Here is a 19,556-nt window from a genome sequence, read left to right as displayed (position 1 = left end):
GCATTAGCGGTTTAACTTAGGATTTTTGCCATACCTGCGGATTAACACAATTTTCTGTTACGGTGCCGGTCAGCGCTGCAATCAGGTTATCGACAGCACAGGCCGCCATGTTGTAGCGCGTTTCGTGGGTGGCGGAACCAATATGCGGCACGGCAACCACATTAGGTAATTTAAGTAAGGGTGAACTCACCGACAGCGGCTCTTGTTCAAAGACATCCAACCCGGCGGCATGGAGAGTACCCTGTTGCAGGGCGGCAATCAGCGCCTGCTCATCGACCACCGGCCCACGGCCTGCATTGATCAAAATGGCGCTGGACTTCATTTTAGCCAACTGTTCGCGGCCAATCATATGGTAAGTCTGCTCGGTCATCGGCAATGTAATACAGAGGAAATCAACCTCGGCCAGCAAGGTATCCAGTGAGCAGCGGCGGGCCCCAAAACGTTTTTCAGCCTCTTCATGGGGTCGGCGGCTGGTGTACAGCACCGGCATACTAAAACCAAAATGTGCTCGCTGTGCCAGCGCCATACCAATGCGGCCCATACCGAGAATGCCGATGGTTTTATGATGAACATCAACACCATACCAGTCCTCGCCGATGCTATCTTGCCATTCACCAGCTTTGACTCGCTCCGCCAGCTCCACTACCCGGCGGGCCGTGGAAAGCAGCAGCGCCATCATGGTGTCTGCCACGGTCTCGGTTAGCACTGTTGGCGTGTCCATCAAGGCAATACCGCGTTGGCTTAGGGCGGCCACATCAAAATTATCATAACCAACAGAAATGGTTGAAATGGCACGCAGCTGTGGCGCTAATTGCAAAAAGTCCTGATCAATCTTGCCACCAGAACCGATAAGCCCCACGGCCTGTTGCAGAGTCGATAAAAGTTCGGGCTGATTATCCGGCGTTAGGCCCTCAAAACTGTGCACGGTAAAATGCTGTGCTAAGCGCTGATGCAGGTCGGCGGGAATACTTTTGTACAACAGAATAGAAGGCTTCATCACAAACACTCCAGTTATTTTGGCTCGGTGAGTTCTAAAACCAGCATAACAGTTACCCCAGCGGTGGGATCAAGCGCTAATCATCCTCATCATTTTACTTTGAATGAAAATACCAACCTGCGGTAACAGGTTGGTGTGGTGGTTTAGAGGGCTTAGTTGCTGGCGGTGCGGGCAGCTGACAAGGTTGATGACCGGATGGCGGCACAACGTAGCGCGGTTATAATCGCCAGCGCAGGGGCAATGGTATACAGGGTAAAGAGCCAGTGGGCGGTGTTTTCCGCCCCTGCAACGCCGCCAGGGGAATTGAGCCCCGAGAGGTTGGCCACCATACCGGCGATTGCTGCTCCCACTGCGGTAGCAAACATCTGAACCGTAGTAATCGACGCCCCGGCAATGTCTTTATCTTCTTCTGCCGCGACTTGCAAAATGCGGGTTAACAGGTGCGGCCAGCCAAAACCAATCCCAAATCCGACCAATGTCAGAGCAATGGCGATAGGTGCCATCGACTGCCAACTGCCCAGTGAGGTTGTCGGCATAAAGAAGGCCAGTGCCGCTATGCCCACCAGTACAATAACGGGGCCGCTGATAATGGCCCAACGCACCCCCGATTTTTTCCAGCCAGCACTCATCACCTCAGAAATAGTCCAGCCCGCCGCCATCGTGGCCGCAATATAACCAGAAATCAGCGGCGACTGCCCGTGCAGGGTTTGCAGGAAATAAGGGACAAAAATTTCGCAGGTGATCCCCATCGCTAACAGCGAAATGGTGATATAGAGCGCCGCCAATGGGGAGTTAAGGCGCAATGCCCCCTTGGGCAGTAAGCGCGAGGTCGCGCGCGATTCAATGCGCAATAATAGCAACAGCAACAATATGGCCAACACCATGCCCACTAAATTTATCAGCCCGCTGCTGGCAATGCTGCTGGCTGAAATAGTCAGGACAATGGCGGTTAATAACACTAATTGGGTGATGGGCAATGCAGATGTGACCGCAGTGCTGGAGCGGCCCGCGGGCAGAATTCGCCAGGTAAAAATGGCGTAAATCAATGTCACCGGCAGCAATGTCCAGAAAGCAAAACGCCAGGCGTTCATTTCAGCAAATATACCGCCAACAGCGGGGCCAATTAAGGTCGCAACGCCCCACATACCTGAAATAAGGGCCATTGCTCTTGGCCAGAGTGACTGTGGAAAAACCAGATTAATCATGGCGTAAGAGAGGGCGAACAGGAAACCGCCTCCCAAACCTTGCACGGTTCGGCCAACCAACATAAAGGGCATATTGGGTGCCATAGCACATAAGGCGCTGCCCAACATAAATGTCAGAGAGGCAAATAAATACGCGCTACGAGCGCCGTAACCACTGAGTAAACGGGCCGAAAGGGCGGAGCCAAGAATGGAGGCGGTAACAAATAAAGTGGTATTCCAGGCATACAGATTCAGGCCATTAATCTCCAGCACCACAGAGGGTAAAATGGTGGTGGCGATGTAGATATTGATGGCATGCAGTACCACGCCACCCGACAGGGCAATGGCAAAAGCCGCATTTTTACCGGAGAACAAATCACTCCATCGGCTTGTATCATTCATTATCACGTTTCCATCCTGTCAAATATCAAGTTATTGAGTTGAGATTGTGGCTAAGGTAGATTTAAACAAGGAAAATCTTGGAATAAGTTAGGCTTGTTACTAACAATAAGTCAAGTATATGCTTGTTAAATGTTATGCTGGAAATCATTCGTCAAAAAATAAAAAAAGCATTAACGATACTGGGGAAGATATGACAATCGATAGTTCGGCCCGCCAGCCGCAGTCTGTTGCTGAACATCTGCTGTTGCTGTTGAAGACTCGCGGCCCATTACAAGCTACGGAGGCGGGTAAAATCCTGGGAACAACCGGGGAAGCCGCCCGCCAACAATTTGTAAAATTAGCCAAAGAAGGGTTAGTTATTGCCGTCGCACAGACCAAGGGCGTTGGGCGGCCTATCCAGCTTTGGCAGCTGACCGAGGCGGCAAATTCACGTTTTCCTGATACTCACGGCGAGTTAACGGTGCAGTTATTGCGCATGGTGCGCACCAAATTGGGCGAAGAAGCGCTGAATGTACTGATTGATACTCGTGAGCATGAGACTCGCGAACAATATTGTTTAGCAATGGAAGGGGCTAATAGTATTGATGAACGGGTGAAGCGGCTGGTGGCTATTCGCTCACAGGAAGGCTATATGGCTGAGAGTCAAATTCAGGCCGATGGTTCGATATTATTGATTGAAAACCATTGCCCGATTTGTGCCGCAGCAGCGACTTGTCAGGGTTTTTGTCGGGCGGAATTGGATGTTTTCCGTCAAGTATTACAGGCACCTGTAGAACGAACTGAGCATATACTCTCCGGCTCCCGCCGTTGTGTATATTTGGTGTCGGTTTAACTATCACCCGCCCCGCGAACACTGCCTTGTGCATCTGCATCAATAATGAATTCGGGTTTAGTGAGAAAGTTCGCCAGATAATAGTGACTTTCTTGCAGATCAGAATTAATCGCATATTTCATAGCTTCCAATATATGCGCAATCTGCCCCTCTAATTTGACGATGACGAATAAATATCTAGCGATATTATTCTCTAAATGTATTTTTAGCGAGCCACTTGCAATACAAGCAGAATAAATAATTCTATTATGGGGAGTCATTGGGGCTCGAGTCTCTTGGTGGGTTATTTTATCTTGAGCTAACATGGTGCCATAGGTAATAAAAATAGAGCTGGTATTAATAAACTTAATTTATTATGCATGATAGCCTCTGGTTATTTAGGCGGTTCATTTTTCAGATGAGTGCAAATAGGCATGATTTACCCTCCACTATAGAAAATAGGGAAGGGATAAAGTCTTTAAATATCTCTCTATTTGTTTTTTATTCTCTTATGTAAAAATAAGCCATATTTTATGGTGGGAGTTATCTAAAAAGTTAACGTTGAGCGGAGTGGTATTATTCATTTAACCACTGCATGGTCAAAATAACATTTTGAGTTTCTGCATTGTAAGCTCGACCTACGACAAAAAATCCTTGATTACGATAGAAATGATAGGCGCGGAGATTTTTTTGATATACCTCCAGTGTCAGCGCCTGGTAATGCCGCTGGGCATGGTTCATCAAGCTTTTTCCAATCCCAACCCCAAGAAAAGAAGGGTCAACAAACAGCGCCCCTACACATTGTTCTTCAATAATACTGATAAACCCGCCCAACGTATTTTGTGGTGTTCCCTGCGGTAAATAGACCCAAGTGCGCGCAGCCGGAAGATAGGTATTTCGGACTAACGGGGCGCTCTCGTGCCAGTATTGTTCAGCAATAAAAGGATGGGCGGTAATCGTACTCGCTAGCCATAATGCCATCAGCGGCTCGAGATCGCTCGGTTGATAGGTTCTTATCATTTCACGGCATTATCTGGATGGCAGAAACAGCTGGCCAGATGATCGTTCACCAAGCCGCTGGCCTGCATATAAGCATAGCAAATAGTGGAGCCAATAAACTTAAATCCACGTTTTTTCAGTGCCTTAGACATGGCGTCTGAGATTGGGGTGGTAGTGGGTGCTTCATTCGTACACCACCAATGATTAATTTTGGGTTCTCCATCGACAAAGCTCCAGATAAAGCGCGAAAAATCTTCTCCATTGGCCTCCATTGCCAGATAGGCCTGTGCATTGGTGATAATCGCCTGGATTTTCCCTCGATGGCGGATAATGCCACTGTCCAGCACCAGTTTTTCTACCTCTTTTGGCCCCATTTTTGCCACTCGCAGTGGGTCAAAATTATGAAAACACTTGCGGTAATGTTCGCGTTTTTTCAGCACGGTTATCCATGAAAGCCCGGCTTGTTGCCCTTCCAGACACAGCATCTCGAATAGCGCCTGGCTATCAGTGCATGGAACGCCCCATTCTTCATCATGATAGGCCAGATAAAGCGGATCGGATGTGACCCAGCCACAGCGTTGTAAATCCATATTCATGACTCCAATAATAGGGGATATAGAGCAGGATGATCGCCGTTTGACCGGGGATTAGCAACCCATAGACTCACACTTTGCCGGTAAGGAAATGGGGCCGCGTGGTGGGTTGGCATGGTATTAATGGCTTATTTAATCAACAAATTCACTCTGATTCTTGCATCTTACCGGATTCTGGCTGTATATCTTACGGTCAACGGGTATACTGACCCATCCCTTTTTAATCCACTTGTATCGCGTGCGAATCCAACATGCAAAAGTTTGATACCAAGACCTTTCAGGGCCTGATCCTGACATTACAGGACTATTGGGCGCGCCAAGGCTGCACCATTGTTCAACCACTGGACATGGAAGTCGGCGCGGGTACCTCCCACCCAATGACCTGCCTGCGTGCACTTGGCCCAGAGCCAATCGCTGCCGCTTATGTACAACCTTCACGCCGTCCGACCGATGGTCGCTACGGTGAGAACCCGAACCGCCTGCAGCACTATTATCAGTTCCAGGTGATAATCAAACCTTCACCAGACAATATTCAGGAACTGTATTTAGGTTCATTGACTGAGCTGGGTCTGGATCCAACCATCCACGACATTCGTTTTGTCGAAGATAACTGGGAAAACCCAACACTGGGTGCCTGGGGTCTGGGCTGGGAAGTGTGGCTCAATGGCATGGAAGTGACTCAGTTCACTTACTTCCAGCAAGTGGGCGGTTTGGAATGTAAACCGGTCACCGGCGAGATAACCTATGGTCTTGAGCGCCTGGCGATGTACATTCAGGGCGTAGACAGTGTTTATGACCTGGTTTGGTGCGACGGCCCACTGGGTAAAACCACTTACGGCGATATTTACCATCAAAATGAAGTGGAGCAATCCACCTATAACTTTGAATATGCCGATGTGGACTTCCTGTTTTACTGCTTTGAGCAGTATGAGAAAGAAGCTCAGTCGTTGCTGGCACTGGAAGTTCCTCTGCCACTCCCCGCTTATGAACGCATTTTGAAAGCTGGCCATACGTTTAACTTGCTGGATGCCCGTAAAGCCATCTCGGTGACCGAGCGTCAGCGCTATATTCTGCGCATTCGTACCCTGACCAAAGCTGTCGCCGAGGCCTATTATGCCTCCCGCGAGGCACTGGGCTTCCCTATGTGCAAAAAGAATCAGAACTAAGAGGCTGTCATGACTCAACAGACTTTCCTGGTGGAAATCGGCACGGAAGAGCTGCCGCCGAAGGCTCTTCGTTCTCTGGCCGAATCTTTTGCTGCCAACTTTACCGCTGAACTGGACAATGCCAACCTGCCTCATGGTGAGGTTATTTGGTATGCCGCGCCACGTCGTTTAGCCGTAAAAGTCCTTAATTTAAGTGCCGCGCAGGCCGACCGTGAAGTCGAAAAACGTGGCCCAGCTATCGCGCAAGCATTTGATGCTGAAGGTAAACCAAGCAAAGCGGCTGAAGGTTGGGCGCGGGGTTGTGGTATTACCGTGGACGAAGCCGAGCGTCTGGTTACCGATAAAGGCGAATGGCTGCTGTATCGTGCTCATGTAAAAGGGCAATCTGCCCAATTACTGCTGGCGGGCATGGTCAATACTGCGCTGAGCAAACTACCTATTCCAAAATTGATGCGTTGGGGTGATAAAGAAACCCAATTCGTTCGCCCAGTCCATACCGTGACATTGCTATTGGGGAGCGAATTGATCCCCGGCACGGTGTTGGGTATTGATTCAGACCGCGTTATCCGTGGTCACCGTTTTATGGGCGAAGCCGAATTCACTCTCGATAATGCTGATCAATACCCGCAAGTATTGATGGAGCGCGGCAAAGTTATCGCTGATTATGAATTGCGTAAAGCCATCATTAAACGTGATGCAGAGCTGGCGGCTCAGAAAATTGGCGGTGTTGCTGATCTCAGTGAAAGTTTGCTGGAAGAAGTGGCGTCACTGGTTGAGTGGCCGGTGGTGTTGACTGCCAAGTTTGAAGAGAAATTCCTGGCCGTGCCGGCGGAAGCGCTGGTTTACACCATGAAAGGCGATCAGAAATATTTCCCGGTTTACGATACTGCCGGTAACTTGCTACCTAACTTCATTTTTGTTACCAACATTGAATCGAAAGATCCACAGCAGATAATTTCTGGTAATGAAAAAGTTGTGCGTCCACGTCTGGCGGATGCTGAATTCTTCTTTAATACTGACCTTAAAAAACGTCTGGAAGATAATTTACCGCGCCTGGAGACCGTGCTGTTCCAACAGCAGTTGGGCACCTTGCGTGATAAAACCGATCGTATCCAAGCGCTGGCGGGTTGGGTTGCCGCACAGATTGGTGCTGATGTTAACCATGCCACCCGTGCAGGTTTACTGTCCAAGTGCGACCTGATGACCAATATGGTGTTTGAATTCACCGACACCCAAGGTGTGATGGGGATGCACTATGCCCGTCATGATGGCGAAGCTGAAGACGTCGCTGTTGCGCTGAATGAGCAATATCAGCCACGTTTTGCGGGTGATGATTTACCATCAAACCCCGTTGCTTGTGCATTGGCAATTGCCGATAAAATGGATACGCTGGCCGGTATTTTCGGCATAGGCCAACATCCGAAAGGCGATAAAGACCCCTTTGCTCTGCGCCGCGCGGCGTTGGGTGTCTTGCGTATTATCGTCGAGAAGAACTTACCGCTGGATCTGCAAACCCTGACTGAAGAAGCGGTGCGCCTGTATGGTAGCAAGCTGACTAACGCCAAGGTTGTTGATGAAGTGATTGAGTTTATGCTGGGCCGTTTCCGCGCCTGGTATCAGGATGAAGGTCACAGCGTCGATACCATTCAAGCGGTATTGGCTCGCCGTCCAACCAAACCGGCTGATTTTGATGCGCGGGTGAAGGCGGTGACGTATTTCCGCACACTGGATGCTGCCGCTACATTGGCTGCTGCCAACAAACGTGTGTCGAATATTCTGGCCAAATCTACTGATAAGCTAAATGACCATGTTCATGCGTCGGTGTTAAAAGAGCCGGCAGAGCTGAAACTGGCAACACATTTGGTGGTGCTGCGCGATAAACTGGAGCCGGTATTTGCGGCAGGTCAATACCAGGAAGCACTGGTTGAACTGGCTGCGTTGCGGGAAACGGTCGACGAGTTCTTTGATAGCGTAATGGTAATGGCAGAAGACGATGCAGTGCGGGTTAACCGCCTGACTTTGTTGAGCAAGCTACGTGAGCTGTTCTTGCAGGTTGCTGATATCTCACTGTTACAGTAATTCTGTTCTCGGCTAGTCACAGGGGAGCGTATATCGCTCCCCTTAGCTATTCTTAGTATTAAGAATAGGATTTTGTGAAAATAAGTACTTATTACAGGAGTAGTTTCACATGACTTTTGCACTGAATACGACCCGATATTCTCGTTGGTTAGCGCCATTCCTGGCGTTACTGGTGGTGTTTCAATTGACCGCCTGCGGGGATAAAGAGCCAGAACAACGTAAGGCTTTTATTGATTATCTGCAAAACACGGTAATGCGCAGTGGGATGAAACTGCCGACATTGAGTGAAGATCAAAAGCAGAAATTTGGCCCTTATGTCAGCGAATACGCGATTTTGGTGACGTTTTCACAGCAACTCGCTAAATCTGTGGATGCTAGCCTGACGCCTGCTATTGCTCAAATCAATGAGCTTCGCATGGCGCAAGATTACCTTACTAAGCGCGATGCATTGCAGCAGTCTGCGGGAGCGTTGAATCTCTTAGTGCAACAGATTCGCACGGCGAAAACTCAGGCCGATACTGCCGTGGCCGCGTTGAAGCAGCCAGATGATTTGAAAGTGGTCTTTAATAAAGTCTTTGATAATGTGGTGACTCAACCAGCCAATGTATTGATCCCGGCAATTCCGGTTGTTTCTTCATTTGTCCAAGAGTTGGCACAGGTTGGGGATTTCCTGCAACAGCAGGGGGCGCAAGTCACCTTTAACAATGGCGGCGTTCAATTCCAGACCGCACAGCAGGCGGCGCAATATAATGCGATGATGGCGAGCCTGGTTGCCAAGTATCCTGCGATGGTAGCAGCACAGAAAAGTGTGATGAGCGTTATCCAGTAATTTTGGCATATAGAGTTTTGATGATGAGGGGCCAGTTGGCCCCTTTTGCTTTTTGAGCTTTAGATAAGTTGACGTTTTCTACTATTTGCCTGGATTGGATCTAGTTGATATTTGACCGGTTCTCTTTGCCAACTCGATAGCCTCAACCGAGCAGCAGGGCACTCCTACAGCTGCGGCTTGCACCCAAGGTCAACACTCAGTTTTGGGTTTTGGTGTTAAAAAACACCTTTGAGCAGCTGAAATAGATGAGAGCGGTGGGCTCGCGGGGGCAGATTTATGGCCCTTTGCCGGTTGGTTGACTCAGGATTAAGTGAGCGGGAAAGCTCTAACAACCCAATTAGTTAACGAGATTGAATATCAACCAAACTGCCAAAGTCCTCATTTGCTTTACGACTGTTGTTTTATTACACATTTGCCAAGTGACTTGCCCAGTTATAGACATTAGCTAGGTGAATGTCTCATCTCCCCTCTGCGAGCAAAAATAACTTGTGATATCGATCACACTTCAAAAACAAAACTCAAAATTAAAAGTGTGACAAAAATCACATTTAATGGGGTTTTTAGCTCAATAATCATCCGCTGTGGTTTTCTTACACCGCAATAATGTGATCTGCATCAACAAATCACCCCCTACGGTGGGGTATTTAATGTGATATGTATCACATGCTAAGGGTGAGTTACGCGTGAGTAAAAGAGCATGCTAAAGTTTGTTTTGCATACAGCGTGTTTGTATTCGATAACACCGGCGGGGTTTTGCAGAACTGCCTCAACAAAACAATTATATCGCGCTCTTATTGTTAGCGCGTACCAATAGGGGTGTTTTATGTTTTCACCAGACGCAAAGGTCAGAATTCAAAATTTTGGCCGATTCCTCAGTAATATGGTTATGCCCAATATCGGCGCATTTATCGCCTGGGGCATTATTACCGCACTGTTTATTCCTACGGGTTGGTTGCCGAATGAAACGCTAGCTAAGCTAGTTGGCCCGATGATCACCTATCTGCTGCCACTGTTGATAGGCTTTACCGGTGGCCGCTTGGTCGGTGGTGATCGTGGTGGTGTGGTCGGTGCTATCACCACGATGGGGGTTATCGTTGGTGCGGATATGCCAATGTTCCTCGGCGCGATGATTGCAGGCCCGCTGGGTGGCTGGGCAATCAAGCACTTTGACCGTTGGGTTGAAGGGAAAATCAAAAGCGGCTTTGAGATGTTGGTTAACAACTTCTCGGCTGGGATCATCGGTATGCTGTTGGCTATTTTGGCCTTCATGGCGATTGGCCCATTGGTAGAAGTGCTGTCTAAAGCACTGGCTGCTGGTGTGCATATCATGGTGCGAAATAACTTACTGCCATTAACCTCTATCTTTGTTGAACCGGCAAAAATTCTGTTCCTGAACAATGCTATCAACCACGGTATCTTCTCACCGCTGGGTATCCAGCAGGCGACTGAAACCGGTAAGTCTATCTTCTTCCTGATCGAAGCTAACCCAGGCCCAGGTTTGGGTGTGTTGATGGCGTATATGTTCTTCGGCAGAGGTAACGCCAAGCAGTCTGCTGGCGGCGCGGCTATCATCCACTTCTTTGGTGGTATCCACGAAATCTATTTCCCATACGTTCTGATGAACCCACGTTTATTGCTGGCGGTGATTCTGGGCGGTATGACTGGCGTGTTCACACTGACTGTGCTGAATGGCGGTCTGGTATCACCTGCTTCTCCTGGCTCTATCCTGGCGGTATTGGCGATGACACCTAAAGGTGCTTACTTCGCTAACATTGCTGCAGTTGCTGCGGCGTTTGCTGTGTCCTTTGTGGTCTCAGCTATCTTGCTGAAAACCTCTAAAGTTAAAGACGAAGACGAAGACAGCCTGGAAGATGCGACCCGTCGCATGCAAGACATGAAAGCGCAATCTAAAGGCGCACAAGCTGCTAATGCCGCTGCTGCCGCTGGCGACTTAAGTACTGTGCGTAAAATTATCGTTGCCTGTGATGCCGGTATGGGTTCCAGTGCGATGGGTGCCGGTGTGTTACGTAAAAAAGTACAAGATGCCGGCCTGAAGCATATTTCTGTCACTAACTGCGCTATCAACAATTTGCCAGATGATGTGGATTTGGTTATCACGCACCGTGATTTGACCGAGCGGGCAATGCGTCATGCACCGCAGGCACAGCATATCTCGCTGACCAACTTCCTTGACAGCCAGCTGTATACCAATTTGACCTTACGTCTGGTTGAAGCGGGCAAAGTTGCGGCAACCACCCAGAAAGTGATTGAAAAACTGGATGATAGCTTTGAGCCATCTGAAGCCAATCTGTTCCGACTGGGTGCTGAGAATATCTTCCTTAATCAACATGCAGCCACCAAAGAGCAGGCGATTCGCTTTGCGGGTGAGCAATTGGTGAAAGGCGGTTATGTCGAGCCGGAATATGTTGAAGCTATGCTGGATCGCGAAAAACTGACCTCCACCTATTTGGGCGAATCTATTGCTGTACCACACGGTACGATTGAAGCGAAAGATCGCGTACTGAAAACCGGTGTGGTGTTCTGTCAATATCCTGCCGGTGTGCGCTTTGGTGAAGAGGAAGACGAAGTGGCGCGCTTGGTTATTGGTATCGCCGCCCGTAATAATGAACACATTCAGGTAATTACCAGCTTAACGAATGCGCTGGATGATGAATCTGTCATTGAACGTTTATCTAAAACGACCAGCGTACAAGAAGTACTGGATTTACTGGGCGGTAAAAAGTAAACAGGTAATAACTGTGTCGTGATAGGGGTTATCCGGTGGTGCCGGATAACTACCGCAATCTGAATCGGGTCATTGGGAGTAAATGGCCCTTTTACAGCAAAAGGTAACGAATATGAAAGCATTGCATTTTGGCGCAGGTAATATTGGCCGGGGATTCATTGGTAAACTTCTAGCTGATGCCGGTGCGCAACTGACTTTCGCCGATGTTAACCAACCCCTGTTGGATGAGCTAAATAAGCGTAAGAGTTATCAGGTTAATGTGGTTGGCGAACAAGCGCGTGTTGAAGAAGTGAAAAATGTGAGCGCAGTGAACAGTGGCAGCCCAGAAGTGGTGGCCCTGATTGCTGATGCTGATATTGTCACCACTGCGGTTGGCCCACAAATTCTGGCTCGTATTGCTGGCACTGTGGCCCAAGGTTTGGTTACTCGTCATCAACAAGGTAATACTCGCCCACTGAACATTATTGCTTGTGAGAATATGGTGCGTGGCACCAGCCAGTTAAAACAGCATGTTTTTGCCGCGTTACCTGAAGATGAGCAGGCGTGGGTTGAGCAACATGTTGGTTTTGTCGATTCTGCGGTAGACCGCATTGTGCCGCCATCGGAAGCGGGCAGCACAGATATTCTGGCCGTGACGGTAGAAACATTCAGCGAGTGGATTGTCGATGGCACCCAGTTTAAAGGGCAGCCGCCGGAAATCGCCGGTATGGAACTCACTGATAATCTGATGGCCTTTGTTGAGCGCAAACTCTTCACATTGAATACCGGCCATGCCATTACCGCGTATCTGGGGCAATTGGCAGGTCACCAGACTATCCGTGATGCCATTTTGGATCCCGCAGTGCGCCAAACTGTAAAAGGCGCGATGGAAGAAAGCGGCGCGGTACTGATTAAACGTTATGCTTTTGACCCACAAAAACATGCCGCTTATATCAATAAGATTCTCTCCCGTTTTGAAAACCCTTACCTGCATGATGATGTTGAACGCGTTGGCCGTCAGCCGCTGCGTAAACTGAGTGCCGGTGACCGGTTGATCAAACCGCTGCTAGGGACGCTGGAATATCAGTTACCACATGATAACTTGATAACCGGTATTGCCGCTGCGATGAGTTATCGCAGTGAGCAGGATCCACAAGCTCAGGAATTGGTTGAATTATTGGCGAAATTAGGGCCGAAAGCCACCCTCGCTCAAATTTCTGACTTGCCCGCTGATAGCGAGGTTGTCGAACAGGCGGTGAGTGTGTATAACGCCATGCAGGACAAGCTGACACACTGATTCCGTTAAGAACCAAGACGGTTGTGTTAGCAGATAAATACCGTGTCGGATTGCACGGTATTTATCCTTTAGTCGCCTCATATCCAGTGATAAACAATGATTGAACAAACACAGGCATTTGAGAATCGGGTACTTGAACATCTGAACGCGGGGAAGACCGTTCGGAGTTTCCTGATGGCTGCTGTCGAATTATTAGCAGAAGCGCTCAATATTCTCGTGGTGCAAGTTTTTCGTAAAGATGACTACGCGGTGAAATATGCTGTGGGGCCCTTATTGGTCGGAGATGGCCCGCTAGGTGAGTTATCTGTCAGGTTGAAGTTGGTTTATGCTTTGGGGGTGATTACCCGGCATGAATATGAGGATGCGGAGCTATTAATGGCGCTGCGCGAGGAGCTAAACCATGATGGCACCGAGTATCGCTTTACTGACGATGAAATCCTCGGGCCATTTGGTGAATTACATTGTGTGGCTGAACTGCCGCCAGTGCCGACATTCTTACGCCCAGATGAAGCCGATGCTTTGCTGATTGCCATGCAACGCCAGCGTTATCAGCAAATGGTGCGCTCAACTATGGTGCTCTCCATCACCGAGCTGCTCTCCCGTATCAGTCAAAAACAAGTCTCCAAGCTCTCGCCACTCGGTCATGCCTGATTTAATGATGGACGACACTGAGCCATTCATCGGCTAACAACCACAATGCGGTAATTGCCATCAAGCCGCCCATCACGCCATTAAATAACCGCAACTTCCAATTGACGCGCAGCGCATGGCGCAATTGATCACCCAATACCGCCCACACCGCCACGCAAGGCAAATTCAATAAAGCAAAACCGGTCATAATCAGCAGCGTATGGCTGAGTGTCGCCCCTTCGCGCGGCGTAAATAATATGGCGACATTCATGGCCATCAGCCAGGCTTTTGGATTAATAGCTTGAAATAATGCCCCCTGAATAAATCCCATCGGTTGCTGGCTATCCCTGGCATTGGGGGTGCCAGAATTAAAAATCTTCCAAGAGAGCCACAATAAATAACCGCCCCCCAATGTCACTAAAGGCAGACGAATAACCCCCACCCAACTGAGAATCAGCGCCAGCAGTGTGGTCATCAACGCGCATTGTAATGCGCAGCCAAAGGTAATCCCCAGCATCATTGGCAGGGTGCGGCGTAACCCAAAATTGACGCCAGAGGCGGCTAACAACAGGTTATTGGGGCCGGGTGTTATCGACATAACGGTAACGTAACTGATAAAAGCACTGTCTAACATGGGGAATTCCTCTGCCCCCTTCGTGCTTGAAACTACAGGGCAGTTAGCCTGGGTCACTCACCCGAATCACTGACATAAATAAGTTCATCGGGATTTGTTCACTTGCTGCCGGTCTGCAATCCCAATGACGTTGGGTAACTAATTATATTGCCAAGGGATTTAGCATAAACAGCAATGGGCTGTGGCGTTAGACGCAGAAGTTATCTATTGTAATGGGTACAGTTTGCTTAACATAGAACTGTACCCATTGAACCTGCGGAGAACTGTCACCATGCCTGTTGTTATGAATGAAATTCGCTATTTGCAAGTGGCAGACAATTTGGCGCAGGCCATTAAAAATGGCAGTCTGCTAGCGGGCAGTCGTCTGCCTTCAGTGCGGGGTTACGCACAAAGTCACCAGGTGAGTATCAATACGGTGGTGGCGGCTTATCGTACGCTGGAAGACCGGGGCTTGATTGAGGCCCGCCCGCAGTCTGGGTTCTACGTCTGTAGCCCATCGACGGCGGTGGTGCCAACGGCCACCGTTGGCAAGCCGGTGGATGAGGTGCTGGATTTGATAGATACGGTTTTTGCCGCGCAACGCAATCCACGATTTACTAATATTTCACTCGCCTGCCCGCAAACCGGGGATTTTTACCCCAGTGCCAAATTGGGGCGTATCATGGCATCACTATTACGCCGAGAACCGCAGTTAATCAGCCAATATGCCTTACCCCCTGGCAGCCAGCGGTTACGTCAACAAATTGCTCGCCGCGCCATGACGCTAGGAATGCTGGCTTCCCCGGCTGATATCACCATTACTCATGGTTGCATGGAGGCGCTGCAATTGGCATTGCGGGTCACCACTAAGCCGGGGGATTGTGTCGGGTTGGAATCACCGACATATTTTTATCTCATGCCATTGCTGGCCAGCCTCGGCCTAAAAGCGGTGGAAATTCCCACAGATCCACAGCAGGGTTTATCGCTGGATGTGCTGGAATTGCTACTCGAGGAAGGGCGGTTAAATGCTCTGATTGCCATGCCAACGGTACAGAACCCTATGGGGTACACTATGCCGCTGGCGGCGAAAAAACGACTGGCACAGCTGATGAACGATCACCAAGTGCCATTAATTGAAGATGGGTTATATGCCGAAATTCAATTTGGTACGACATTATCTCCGGCAGTAAAAGCATTTGATCGTGACGGCTGGGTGCTGTTTTGTTCCAGCTTTACCAAAACACTGGCACCTGATTTCCGTGTCGGCTGGATTGACGGTGGGCGCTTTGCTGAAGCATTACATAAGCTAAAAGCGGTATCGTCGATGGCGGAGCCCGCATTGTTATCCGAAACTCTGGCACTGTTTCTGGAATCCGGTGGCTATGACCACCACTTGCGCAGTTTGCGCCGCCGCTATGCGCAGCAGGTACAGCTGGCCCAGCAATTGATTACCCGCAGTTTCCCCCGTGGCACCACAGTGACACAGCCCGCGGGCGGGTTTGTCTTTTGGGTGGAATTTCCGGCCGGTGTCGATACTGTCGCGCTATTTCATCAATTATTGCAGGAGCAAATTTGCTTGACGCCAGGCACGCTGTATTCGCCAAGTGGCCGTTATCGTAATGCTTTTCGCTTATCCTGCTGTTATCCATTCAACAGCCGCTATACCGGAGCATTAGAGCGGTTAGGGGCGGTTGCCTGTGAAATGAGTGGGCTACCGGCAGGAATGCAATGGCAGCCGTTACAGGAGGTTGCTGCCGAAAAGCAAACACCCTGATACACTATCTATCTTGATGCACAATCAGTGCTATTCTATCGCCAACTTTAGTGAAATATCGTGCCCATAGCGGCATGTACGGGCCAATACTATGAAAGAACATGCAGAAATCAAACGTCTAAGCGACATGCTGGATGCCATGAACCACAAAGATCCCGCTGTTATCCAGCAGGGTAATGTGGATTTAATCGCGCAGCATATGAAAGAAAAAGAAAAACTGGCCGTTGAAATTCAGCGTTTGAAAGAAGTGCGAGTCAAAAACCTGAGTGCAGAAGCGCAAAAACTGGCTCAATTGCCCTTTAGCCGCCCAATTACCAAAAAAGAGCAAGCGGATATGGGCACCTTGAAAAAAGCCGTGCGTGGTATTGTGGTAGTGCACCCAATGACCGCATTAGGCCGTGAAATGGGCTTGAAGGAAGTGACCGGTTACGCCAAAAAAGCGTTTTGATCGCTGCGCTCAATCAATTCGGGTGTGTGGCATTGCTGCCACCCGATTGGCTATTGTCAGAGTTTAATCGGATAATTTTGAATGTGTCCCAGTGCGGACAAAAACAATTTGGCTCATCTGGGTAGGGCTACTTAGTTTGTAGATGAGCAAAAAAAACCCTCCGATATGGCATTCGCGAAAGTAGCAATATTGCCTGACCCCCCTTAATACCTAGCTATTTCCCAGTAAACGCCGGTTAAAATCTTCGATTTTCCCTTCTTCAATGCGTGTCAGCATGGTTTTGCTCCAACTGGCAGATAACCCCGCAGCTGCCAATAAACGGCGATATTGTTCTTCATCAAATGGCATATGCCAGGCAATGGCGATGGCTTCAGATACCGAGATATCACTGGTTCGTGCTAATAATGCTAATGGATGACTTTCGCTGATTTTACCGGGCGAAATCACCCGATACAGCCAGCCGCAGTAACCGGTTTGCTGCATCATCACCGACATATCTTTGATGGCAAAATGGAAGTTGAGTTTGTAACAAGGCGAGCGCGGTTGGGTTACCTGAATGATGGCACCGCCCCAACGATAAATATCCCCTATATGTACATTTTGCTCTGTCATACCGAGGGTTGAGATATTTTCGCCATAAGCCGGTGCGGAGAAGATATCGGCTTGCTCAGGGAACTGCTGCGCCCAGTAAGCATAATGCTCGCGTGGATAGTGGCATAAGGCGCGATCCGGGCCGCCATGAAAGCGGGTTTCGGCTTGTTCATCGCCCTCTAACCCCAGCGGCGTGAGCATAATCCCACCCTGCACCTGACGTTTGCCAATCGCACTGGGCGAACTGCCGCTATAAGGTTCGATTTTACCGATATATACCTGTGGATTATTCATCTGTTCTCCTCATCTGCATCAGGCTGGGAGAGTCAGGATACCCTGCCTGATGGCAGGGTTCCAAGGTTTAGCCATCGGTCAAAAGGTTTCCCAGTTATCTTGTTGATTATTTTGACGAGTTTCTGAAGTTTGGCGCGCTGCTGTGCTGTTAGAGGCGCTGACGTGCCGAGCCATAACCGCTTCAGCATGTTGATGTTGTGGAGTTTCTGCCTCTGACTCGGACAATCGGAACACGGCAACCGCTTGTGCCAGTAAGATAGCTTGCTCAGCCAGCGAGTCTGCCGCCGCCGCAGATTCCTCCACCAAGGCGGCATTTTGCTGGGTGGTGCTGTCCATTTCGGCGATGGCTTGGCTGACTTGGGTGATACCACGGCTTTGCTCATCAGAGGCTGAGGCAATTTCTGCCATAATATCATGCACGTGAGTGACTGAGCGGACGATGTCATCCATGGTTTTCCCCGCATTTTGTACCAGTAACGTTCCTGCACTCACTTGAGATACCGATTCACCAATCAGCCCCTCAATCTCTTTCGCCGCCTGTGCACTGCGTTGTGCCAGATTACGTACTTCGCTGGCTACCACGGCAAAACCACGGCCTTGTTCGCCGGCACGAGCCGCTTCAACCGCGGCATTCAGTGCCAAAATATTCGTCTGGAAAGCAATGCTATTAATCACAGAGGTAATTTCAGAGATTCGTTTGGAACTGCCAGAAATATCATTCATGGTGCGCACGACATCGCTAACTAACTTGCCGCCCTGTTGTGCGGTTGTTGAGGCCTCGGTAGCCAGTTGATTAGCATGGTGGGCATTATCGGCATTCTGTTTCACTGTGGCATTCAGCTGCTCCATACTGGCCGCCGTTTCTTCTACGGCTGCAGCTTGTTGCTCAGTGCGCGAGGACAAATCTGTATTGCCGGCAGCAATTTCACCAGAGGCATGAGACACCTGACTGACGCCAACACGAATGTCATCAATCATAGCGCGCAGATTTTCATTCATCCGGGCGACAGCATTCATCAGCAAACCTAATTCATCAGTACGATTTGATTTAGTCGCCGTGGTTAAATCACCGGTAGCAATACGTTCAGCCATTGCCAGTGTGGTGCGCAATGGTAGGGTTATCTGGCGGGTCATTCGCCATGAAATCAGCAAACCACACAGCAAGGCTGCAAGGGCCGCAATTGCTAATAACCATTGCGCGTTATTAATTTCGAGGTGGGTACCTTGCAGCTCTTGGGTGAACAACTGGGTCGCGAGCTTATTCAATTCATTGGCACTGGCTTCCATCACTTTACCCACTTCCAGCTCTTGCCGATATGCCGGTAAATAGGCCAGCACATTGTCTTTATAGGTGGCGAGGCTGGAGATTACCGGGGCCATTAGCTGTTGCTGACTGGCTGATAAAACCGGCATAAAGGCATTGGCTGCGCTGTTGGCAACATTGATGGAGGTGATCAGCGAAGATTCTGCTTCCTGGTTGCGATCCAGCAATAAACCACGGGCGTTATAGCGCACGGTCATTAACTTCTGGTTCATTTCCGCCAACAGAATTTGGGTGTTGGTATCCGCCCCTTCATTGAGAAAATTTTGCTGTAACTCATTGAGATTTTTCTGGGTTTCGGAAATATTCCAACTTTTTCGCACATCGTCTTTATGGGCCACTGCATTGACAAAATTACTTTGCTGTTGCAGGTATTCTTCAGCGATATCACTAATACTATTAATTATTTTATGGTTTTCTGCCGACCAACTAAGTTTCTCACTTTCAGTCAGCAGGCTTTTTATTTCATTAATATGTTCAGAGTTTTCTTTTATATATTTCAGGTCATAAGTTCTTTCATATAGCGCACGGTTATATTTTGCCTGATTGGCTTCATCATTAATTTTGTAGCTTAGATCGACTTTATAAGCATGTTTTTCAATGGCAGAAAAATGATAAGCAGTCGTTCCAGCGATAATCCCAACTAACAACAACATCAGAAAAAAGCTTAATCCCAGCTTTTTACCTACTTTCACGTTTTCAAAGTTACCGAAAACTTTGCTAAATGCTGCCATGTTCTTCTCCGTTATGCAGTGTTTATGCTGCAAATCAATCAGCGTAGGTGAGTTTTGGAGGTCTTATTA

General features: G+C 49.0%; 17 protein-coding genes and 1 pseudogene. 9 read left to right on the top strand and 9 right to left on the bottom strand.

Features of this window, described 5'->3' with window-relative positions; genetic code table 11:
* Nucleotides 1-16 precede the first annotated feature (16 nt).
* Nucleotides 17-997: a glyoxylate/hydroxypyruvate reductase GhrB gene (gene ghrB / locus YROHD0001_RS12740; protein ID WP_032816350.1), complete on the bottom strand. Its 981-nt coding sequence runs from the start codon at nucleotides 995-997 to the stop codon at nucleotides 17-19.
* Nucleotides 998-1,149: 152 nt separating this feature from the next.
* Nucleotides 1,150-2,583, bottom strand: coding sequence for an MFS transporter (locus YROHD0001_RS12745; protein WP_004713863.1), 1,434 nt, complete (start codon nucleotides 2,581-2,583; stop codon nucleotides 1,150-1,152).
* Nucleotides 2,584-2,773: 190 nt separating this feature from the next.
* Here YROHD0001_RS12745 and YROHD0001_RS12750 point away from each other — a divergent pair, with 190 nt between their 5' ends.
* Complete coding sequence (locus YROHD0001_RS12750) at nucleotides 2,774-3,415, top strand: helix-turn-helix transcriptional regulator (RefSeq protein WP_032816377.1); 642 nt, start codon at nucleotides 2,774-2,776, stop codon at nucleotides 3,413-3,415.
* Here the strand turns inward: YROHD0001_RS12750 and YROHD0001_RS0117470 are convergent.
* The 3 genes from YROHD0001_RS0117470 to YROHD0001_RS12760 all read right to left on the bottom strand — a co-directional run bounded on the left by YROHD0001_RS0117470 (nucleotide 3,412) and on the right by YROHD0001_RS12760 (nucleotide 4,983).
* Entirely contained in the window at nucleotides 3,412-3,720 is a 309-nt protein-coding gene (locus YROHD0001_RS0117470; protein ID WP_042542324.1) for a hypothetical protein, read from the bottom strand. The two genes, YROHD0001_RS12750 and YROHD0001_RS0117470, sit on opposite strands and share 4 nt — an antisense overlap.
* Nucleotides 3,721-3,970: 250 nt before the next feature.
* Complete coding sequence (locus YROHD0001_RS12755) at nucleotides 3,971-4,414, bottom strand: N-acetyltransferase (RefSeq protein ID WP_032816347.1); 444 nt, start codon at nucleotides 4,412-4,414, stop codon at nucleotides 3,971-3,973.
* Nucleotides 4,411-4,983 (bottom strand): DNA-3-methyladenine glycosylase I, encoded by a 573-nt coding sequence (locus YROHD0001_RS12760; protein ID WP_032816345.1) that lies wholly within the window; start codon nucleotides 4,981-4,983, stop codon nucleotides 4,411-4,413. The genes YROHD0001_RS12755 and YROHD0001_RS12760 overlap by 4 nt, the downstream gene beginning before the upstream one ends.
* 254 nt (nucleotides 4,984-5,237) lie before the next feature.
* On the opposite strand from YROHD0001_RS12760, the gene glyQ reads away from it, so the two are divergent.
* From glyQ to YROHD0001_RS12790, 6 genes are all read left to right on the top strand, one after another.
* Nucleotides 5,238-6,152 (top strand): glycine--tRNA ligase subunit alpha, encoded by a 915-nt coding sequence (gene glyQ / locus YROHD0001_RS12765; protein ID WP_004713858.1) that lies wholly within the window; start codon nucleotides 5,238-5,240, stop codon nucleotides 6,150-6,152.
* A 9-nt stretch (nucleotides 6,153-6,161) separates the two neighbouring features.
* Nucleotides 6,162-8,231, top strand: coding sequence for a glycine--tRNA ligase subunit beta (glyS, locus tag YROHD0001_RS12770; protein ID WP_004713857.1), 2,070 nt, complete (start codon nucleotides 6,162-6,164; stop codon nucleotides 8,229-8,231).
* A gap of 109 nt (nucleotides 8,232-8,340) precedes the next feature.
* Nucleotides 8,341-9,060, top strand: coding sequence for a DUF3053 domain-containing protein (locus tag YROHD0001_RS12775; protein WP_004713856.1), 720 nt, complete (start codon nucleotides 8,341-8,343; stop codon nucleotides 9,058-9,060).
* An 823-nt stretch (nucleotides 9,061-9,883) separates the two neighbouring features.
* Nucleotides 9,884-11,806 carry a PTS mannitol transporter subunit IICBA gene (locus YROHD0001_RS12780; RefSeq protein ID WP_032816343.1) on the top strand — a complete coding sequence of 641 codons (1,923 nt, stop codon included), beginning with the start codon at nucleotides 9,884-9,886 and terminating at the stop codon, nucleotides 11,804-11,806.
* Nucleotides 11,807-11,918: 112 nt separating this feature from the next.
* Complete coding sequence (locus tag YROHD0001_RS12785) at nucleotides 11,919-13,082, top strand: mannitol-1-phosphate 5-dehydrogenase (protein ID WP_004713854.1); 1,164 nt, start codon at nucleotides 11,919-11,921, stop codon at nucleotides 13,080-13,082.
* Between the two features lie 96 nt (nucleotides 13,083-13,178).
* On the top strand, nucleotides 13,179-13,733 hold the full coding sequence (locus tag YROHD0001_RS12790) for an MltR family transcriptional regulator (RefSeq protein WP_004713853.1): 555 nt from the start codon (nucleotides 13,179-13,181) through the stop codon (nucleotides 13,731-13,733).
* Nucleotide 13,734: 1 nt separating this feature from the next.
* On the opposite strand, the gene YROHD0001_RS12795 is transcribed toward YROHD0001_RS12790, so the two are convergent.
* A complete protein-coding gene (locus YROHD0001_RS12795; RefSeq protein ID WP_004713852.1) occupies nucleotides 13,735-14,346 on the bottom strand; it encodes a LysE family translocator in 612 nt (203 codons plus the stop codon).
* Between the two features lie 271 nt (nucleotides 14,347-14,617).
* On the opposite strand from YROHD0001_RS12795, the gene YROHD0001_RS12800 reads away from it, so the two are divergent.
* Nucleotides 14,618-16,099: an aminotransferase-like domain-containing protein gene (locus tag YROHD0001_RS12800; protein WP_032816342.1), complete on the top strand. Its 1,482-nt coding sequence runs from the start codon at nucleotides 14,618-14,620 to the stop codon at nucleotides 16,097-16,099.
* 91 nt (nucleotides 16,100-16,190) lie between these two features.
* Nucleotides 16,191-16,547, top strand: coding sequence for a YibL family ribosome-associated protein (locus YROHD0001_RS12805; RefSeq protein ID WP_004713850.1), 357 nt, complete (start codon nucleotides 16,191-16,193; stop codon nucleotides 16,545-16,547).
* Nucleotides 16,548-16,610: 63 nt separating this feature from the next.
* Here YROHD0001_RS12805 and YROHD0001_RS19590 read toward each other — a convergent pair.
* From YROHD0001_RS19590 to YROHD0001_RS12815, 3 genes and pseudogenes are all read right to left on the bottom strand, one after another.
* Nucleotides 16,611-16,727: pseudogene (locus YROHD0001_RS19590) on the bottom strand (type II toxin-antitoxin system YafQ family toxin); the annotation flags it as partial.
* 30 nt (nucleotides 16,728-16,757) lie between these two features.
* The gene (yiiM, locus tag YROHD0001_RS12810; protein ID WP_004713849.1) at nucleotides 16,758-17,432 is read right to left on the bottom strand and encodes a 6-hydroxyaminopurine reductase; all 675 of its coding nucleotides are present in this window, start codon (nucleotides 17,430-17,432) and stop codon (nucleotides 16,758-16,760) included.
* Nucleotides 17,433-17,510: 78 nt separating this feature from the next.
* A complete protein-coding gene (locus YROHD0001_RS12815; RefSeq protein WP_004713848.1) occupies nucleotides 17,511-19,487 on the bottom strand; it encodes a methyl-accepting chemotaxis protein in 1,977 nt (658 codons plus the stop codon).
* Between the last annotated feature and the right edge of the window lie 69 nt (nucleotides 19,488-19,556).

The organism is Yersinia rohdei ATCC 43380 (assembly GCF_000173775.1).
GTDB lineage: Bacteria > Pseudomonadota > Gammaproteobacteria > Enterobacterales > Enterobacteriaceae > Yersinia > Yersinia rohdei.
Note: the sequence above shows the minus strand (reverse complement) of the source record. Positions and strands in the feature narration are given on the sequence as shown.

Excerpts from the sequence above, each read along its gene's own strand:
- YROHD0001_RS12785 (WP_004713854.1), top strand. The coding sequence starts at position 11,919 with ATGAAAGCATTGCATTTTGGCGCAGGTAATATTGGCCGGGGATTCATT.
- YROHD0001_RS12815 (WP_004713848.1), bottom strand. The coding sequence starts at position 19,487 with ATGGCAGCATTTAGCAAAGTTTTCGGTAACTTTGAAAACGTGAAAGTA.
- yiiM (WP_004713849.1), bottom strand. The coding sequence starts at position 17,432 with ATGAATAATCCACAGGTATATATCGGTAAAATCGAACCTTATAGCGGC.
- YROHD0001_RS12795 (WP_004713852.1), bottom strand. The coding sequence starts at position 14,346 with ATGTTAGACAGTGCTTTTATCAGTTACGTTACCGTTATGTCGATAACA.
- YROHD0001_RS12805 (WP_004713850.1), top strand. The coding sequence starts at position 16,191 with ATGAAAGAACATGCAGAAATCAAACGTCTAAGCGACATGCTGGATGCC.
- YROHD0001_RS0117470 (WP_042542324.1), bottom strand. The coding sequence starts at position 3,720 with ATGTTAGCTCAAGATAAAATAACCCACCAAGAGACTCGAGCCCCAATG.
- glyS (WP_004713857.1), top strand. The coding sequence starts at position 6,162 with ATGACTCAACAGACTTTCCTGGTGGAAATCGGCACGGAAGAGCTGCCG.
- YROHD0001_RS12780 (WP_032816343.1), top strand. The coding sequence starts at position 9,884 with ATGTTTTCACCAGACGCAAAGGTCAGAATTCAAAATTTTGGCCGATTC.
- YROHD0001_RS12760 (WP_032816345.1), bottom strand. The coding sequence starts at position 4,983 with ATGGATTTACAACGCTGTGGCTGGGTCACATCCGATCCGCTTTATCTG.
- ghrB (WP_032816350.1), bottom strand. The coding sequence starts at position 997 with ATGAAGCCTTCTATTCTGTTGTACAAAAGTATTCCCGCCGACCTGCAT.
- YROHD0001_RS12775 (WP_004713856.1), top strand. The coding sequence starts at position 8,341 with ATGACTTTTGCACTGAATACGACCCGATATTCTCGTTGGTTAGCGCCA.
- YROHD0001_RS12750 (WP_032816377.1), top strand. The coding sequence starts at position 2,774 with ATGACAATCGATAGTTCGGCCCGCCAGCCGCAGTCTGTTGCTGAACAT.
- glyQ (WP_004713858.1), top strand. The coding sequence starts at position 5,238 with ATGCAAAAGTTTGATACCAAGACCTTTCAGGGCCTGATCCTGACATTA.
- YROHD0001_RS12745 (WP_004713863.1), bottom strand. The coding sequence starts at position 2,583 with ATGAATGATACAAGCCGATGGAGTGATTTGTTCTCCGGTAAAAATGCG.
- YROHD0001_RS12800 (WP_032816342.1), top strand. The coding sequence starts at position 14,618 with ATGCCTGTTGTTATGAATGAAATTCGCTATTTGCAAGTGGCAGACAAT.
- YROHD0001_RS12755 (WP_032816347.1), bottom strand. The coding sequence starts at position 4,414 with ATGATAAGAACCTATCAACCGAGCGATCTCGAGCCGCTGATGGCATTA.
- YROHD0001_RS12790 (WP_004713853.1), top strand. The coding sequence starts at position 13,179 with ATGATTGAACAAACACAGGCATTTGAGAATCGGGTACTTGAACATCTG.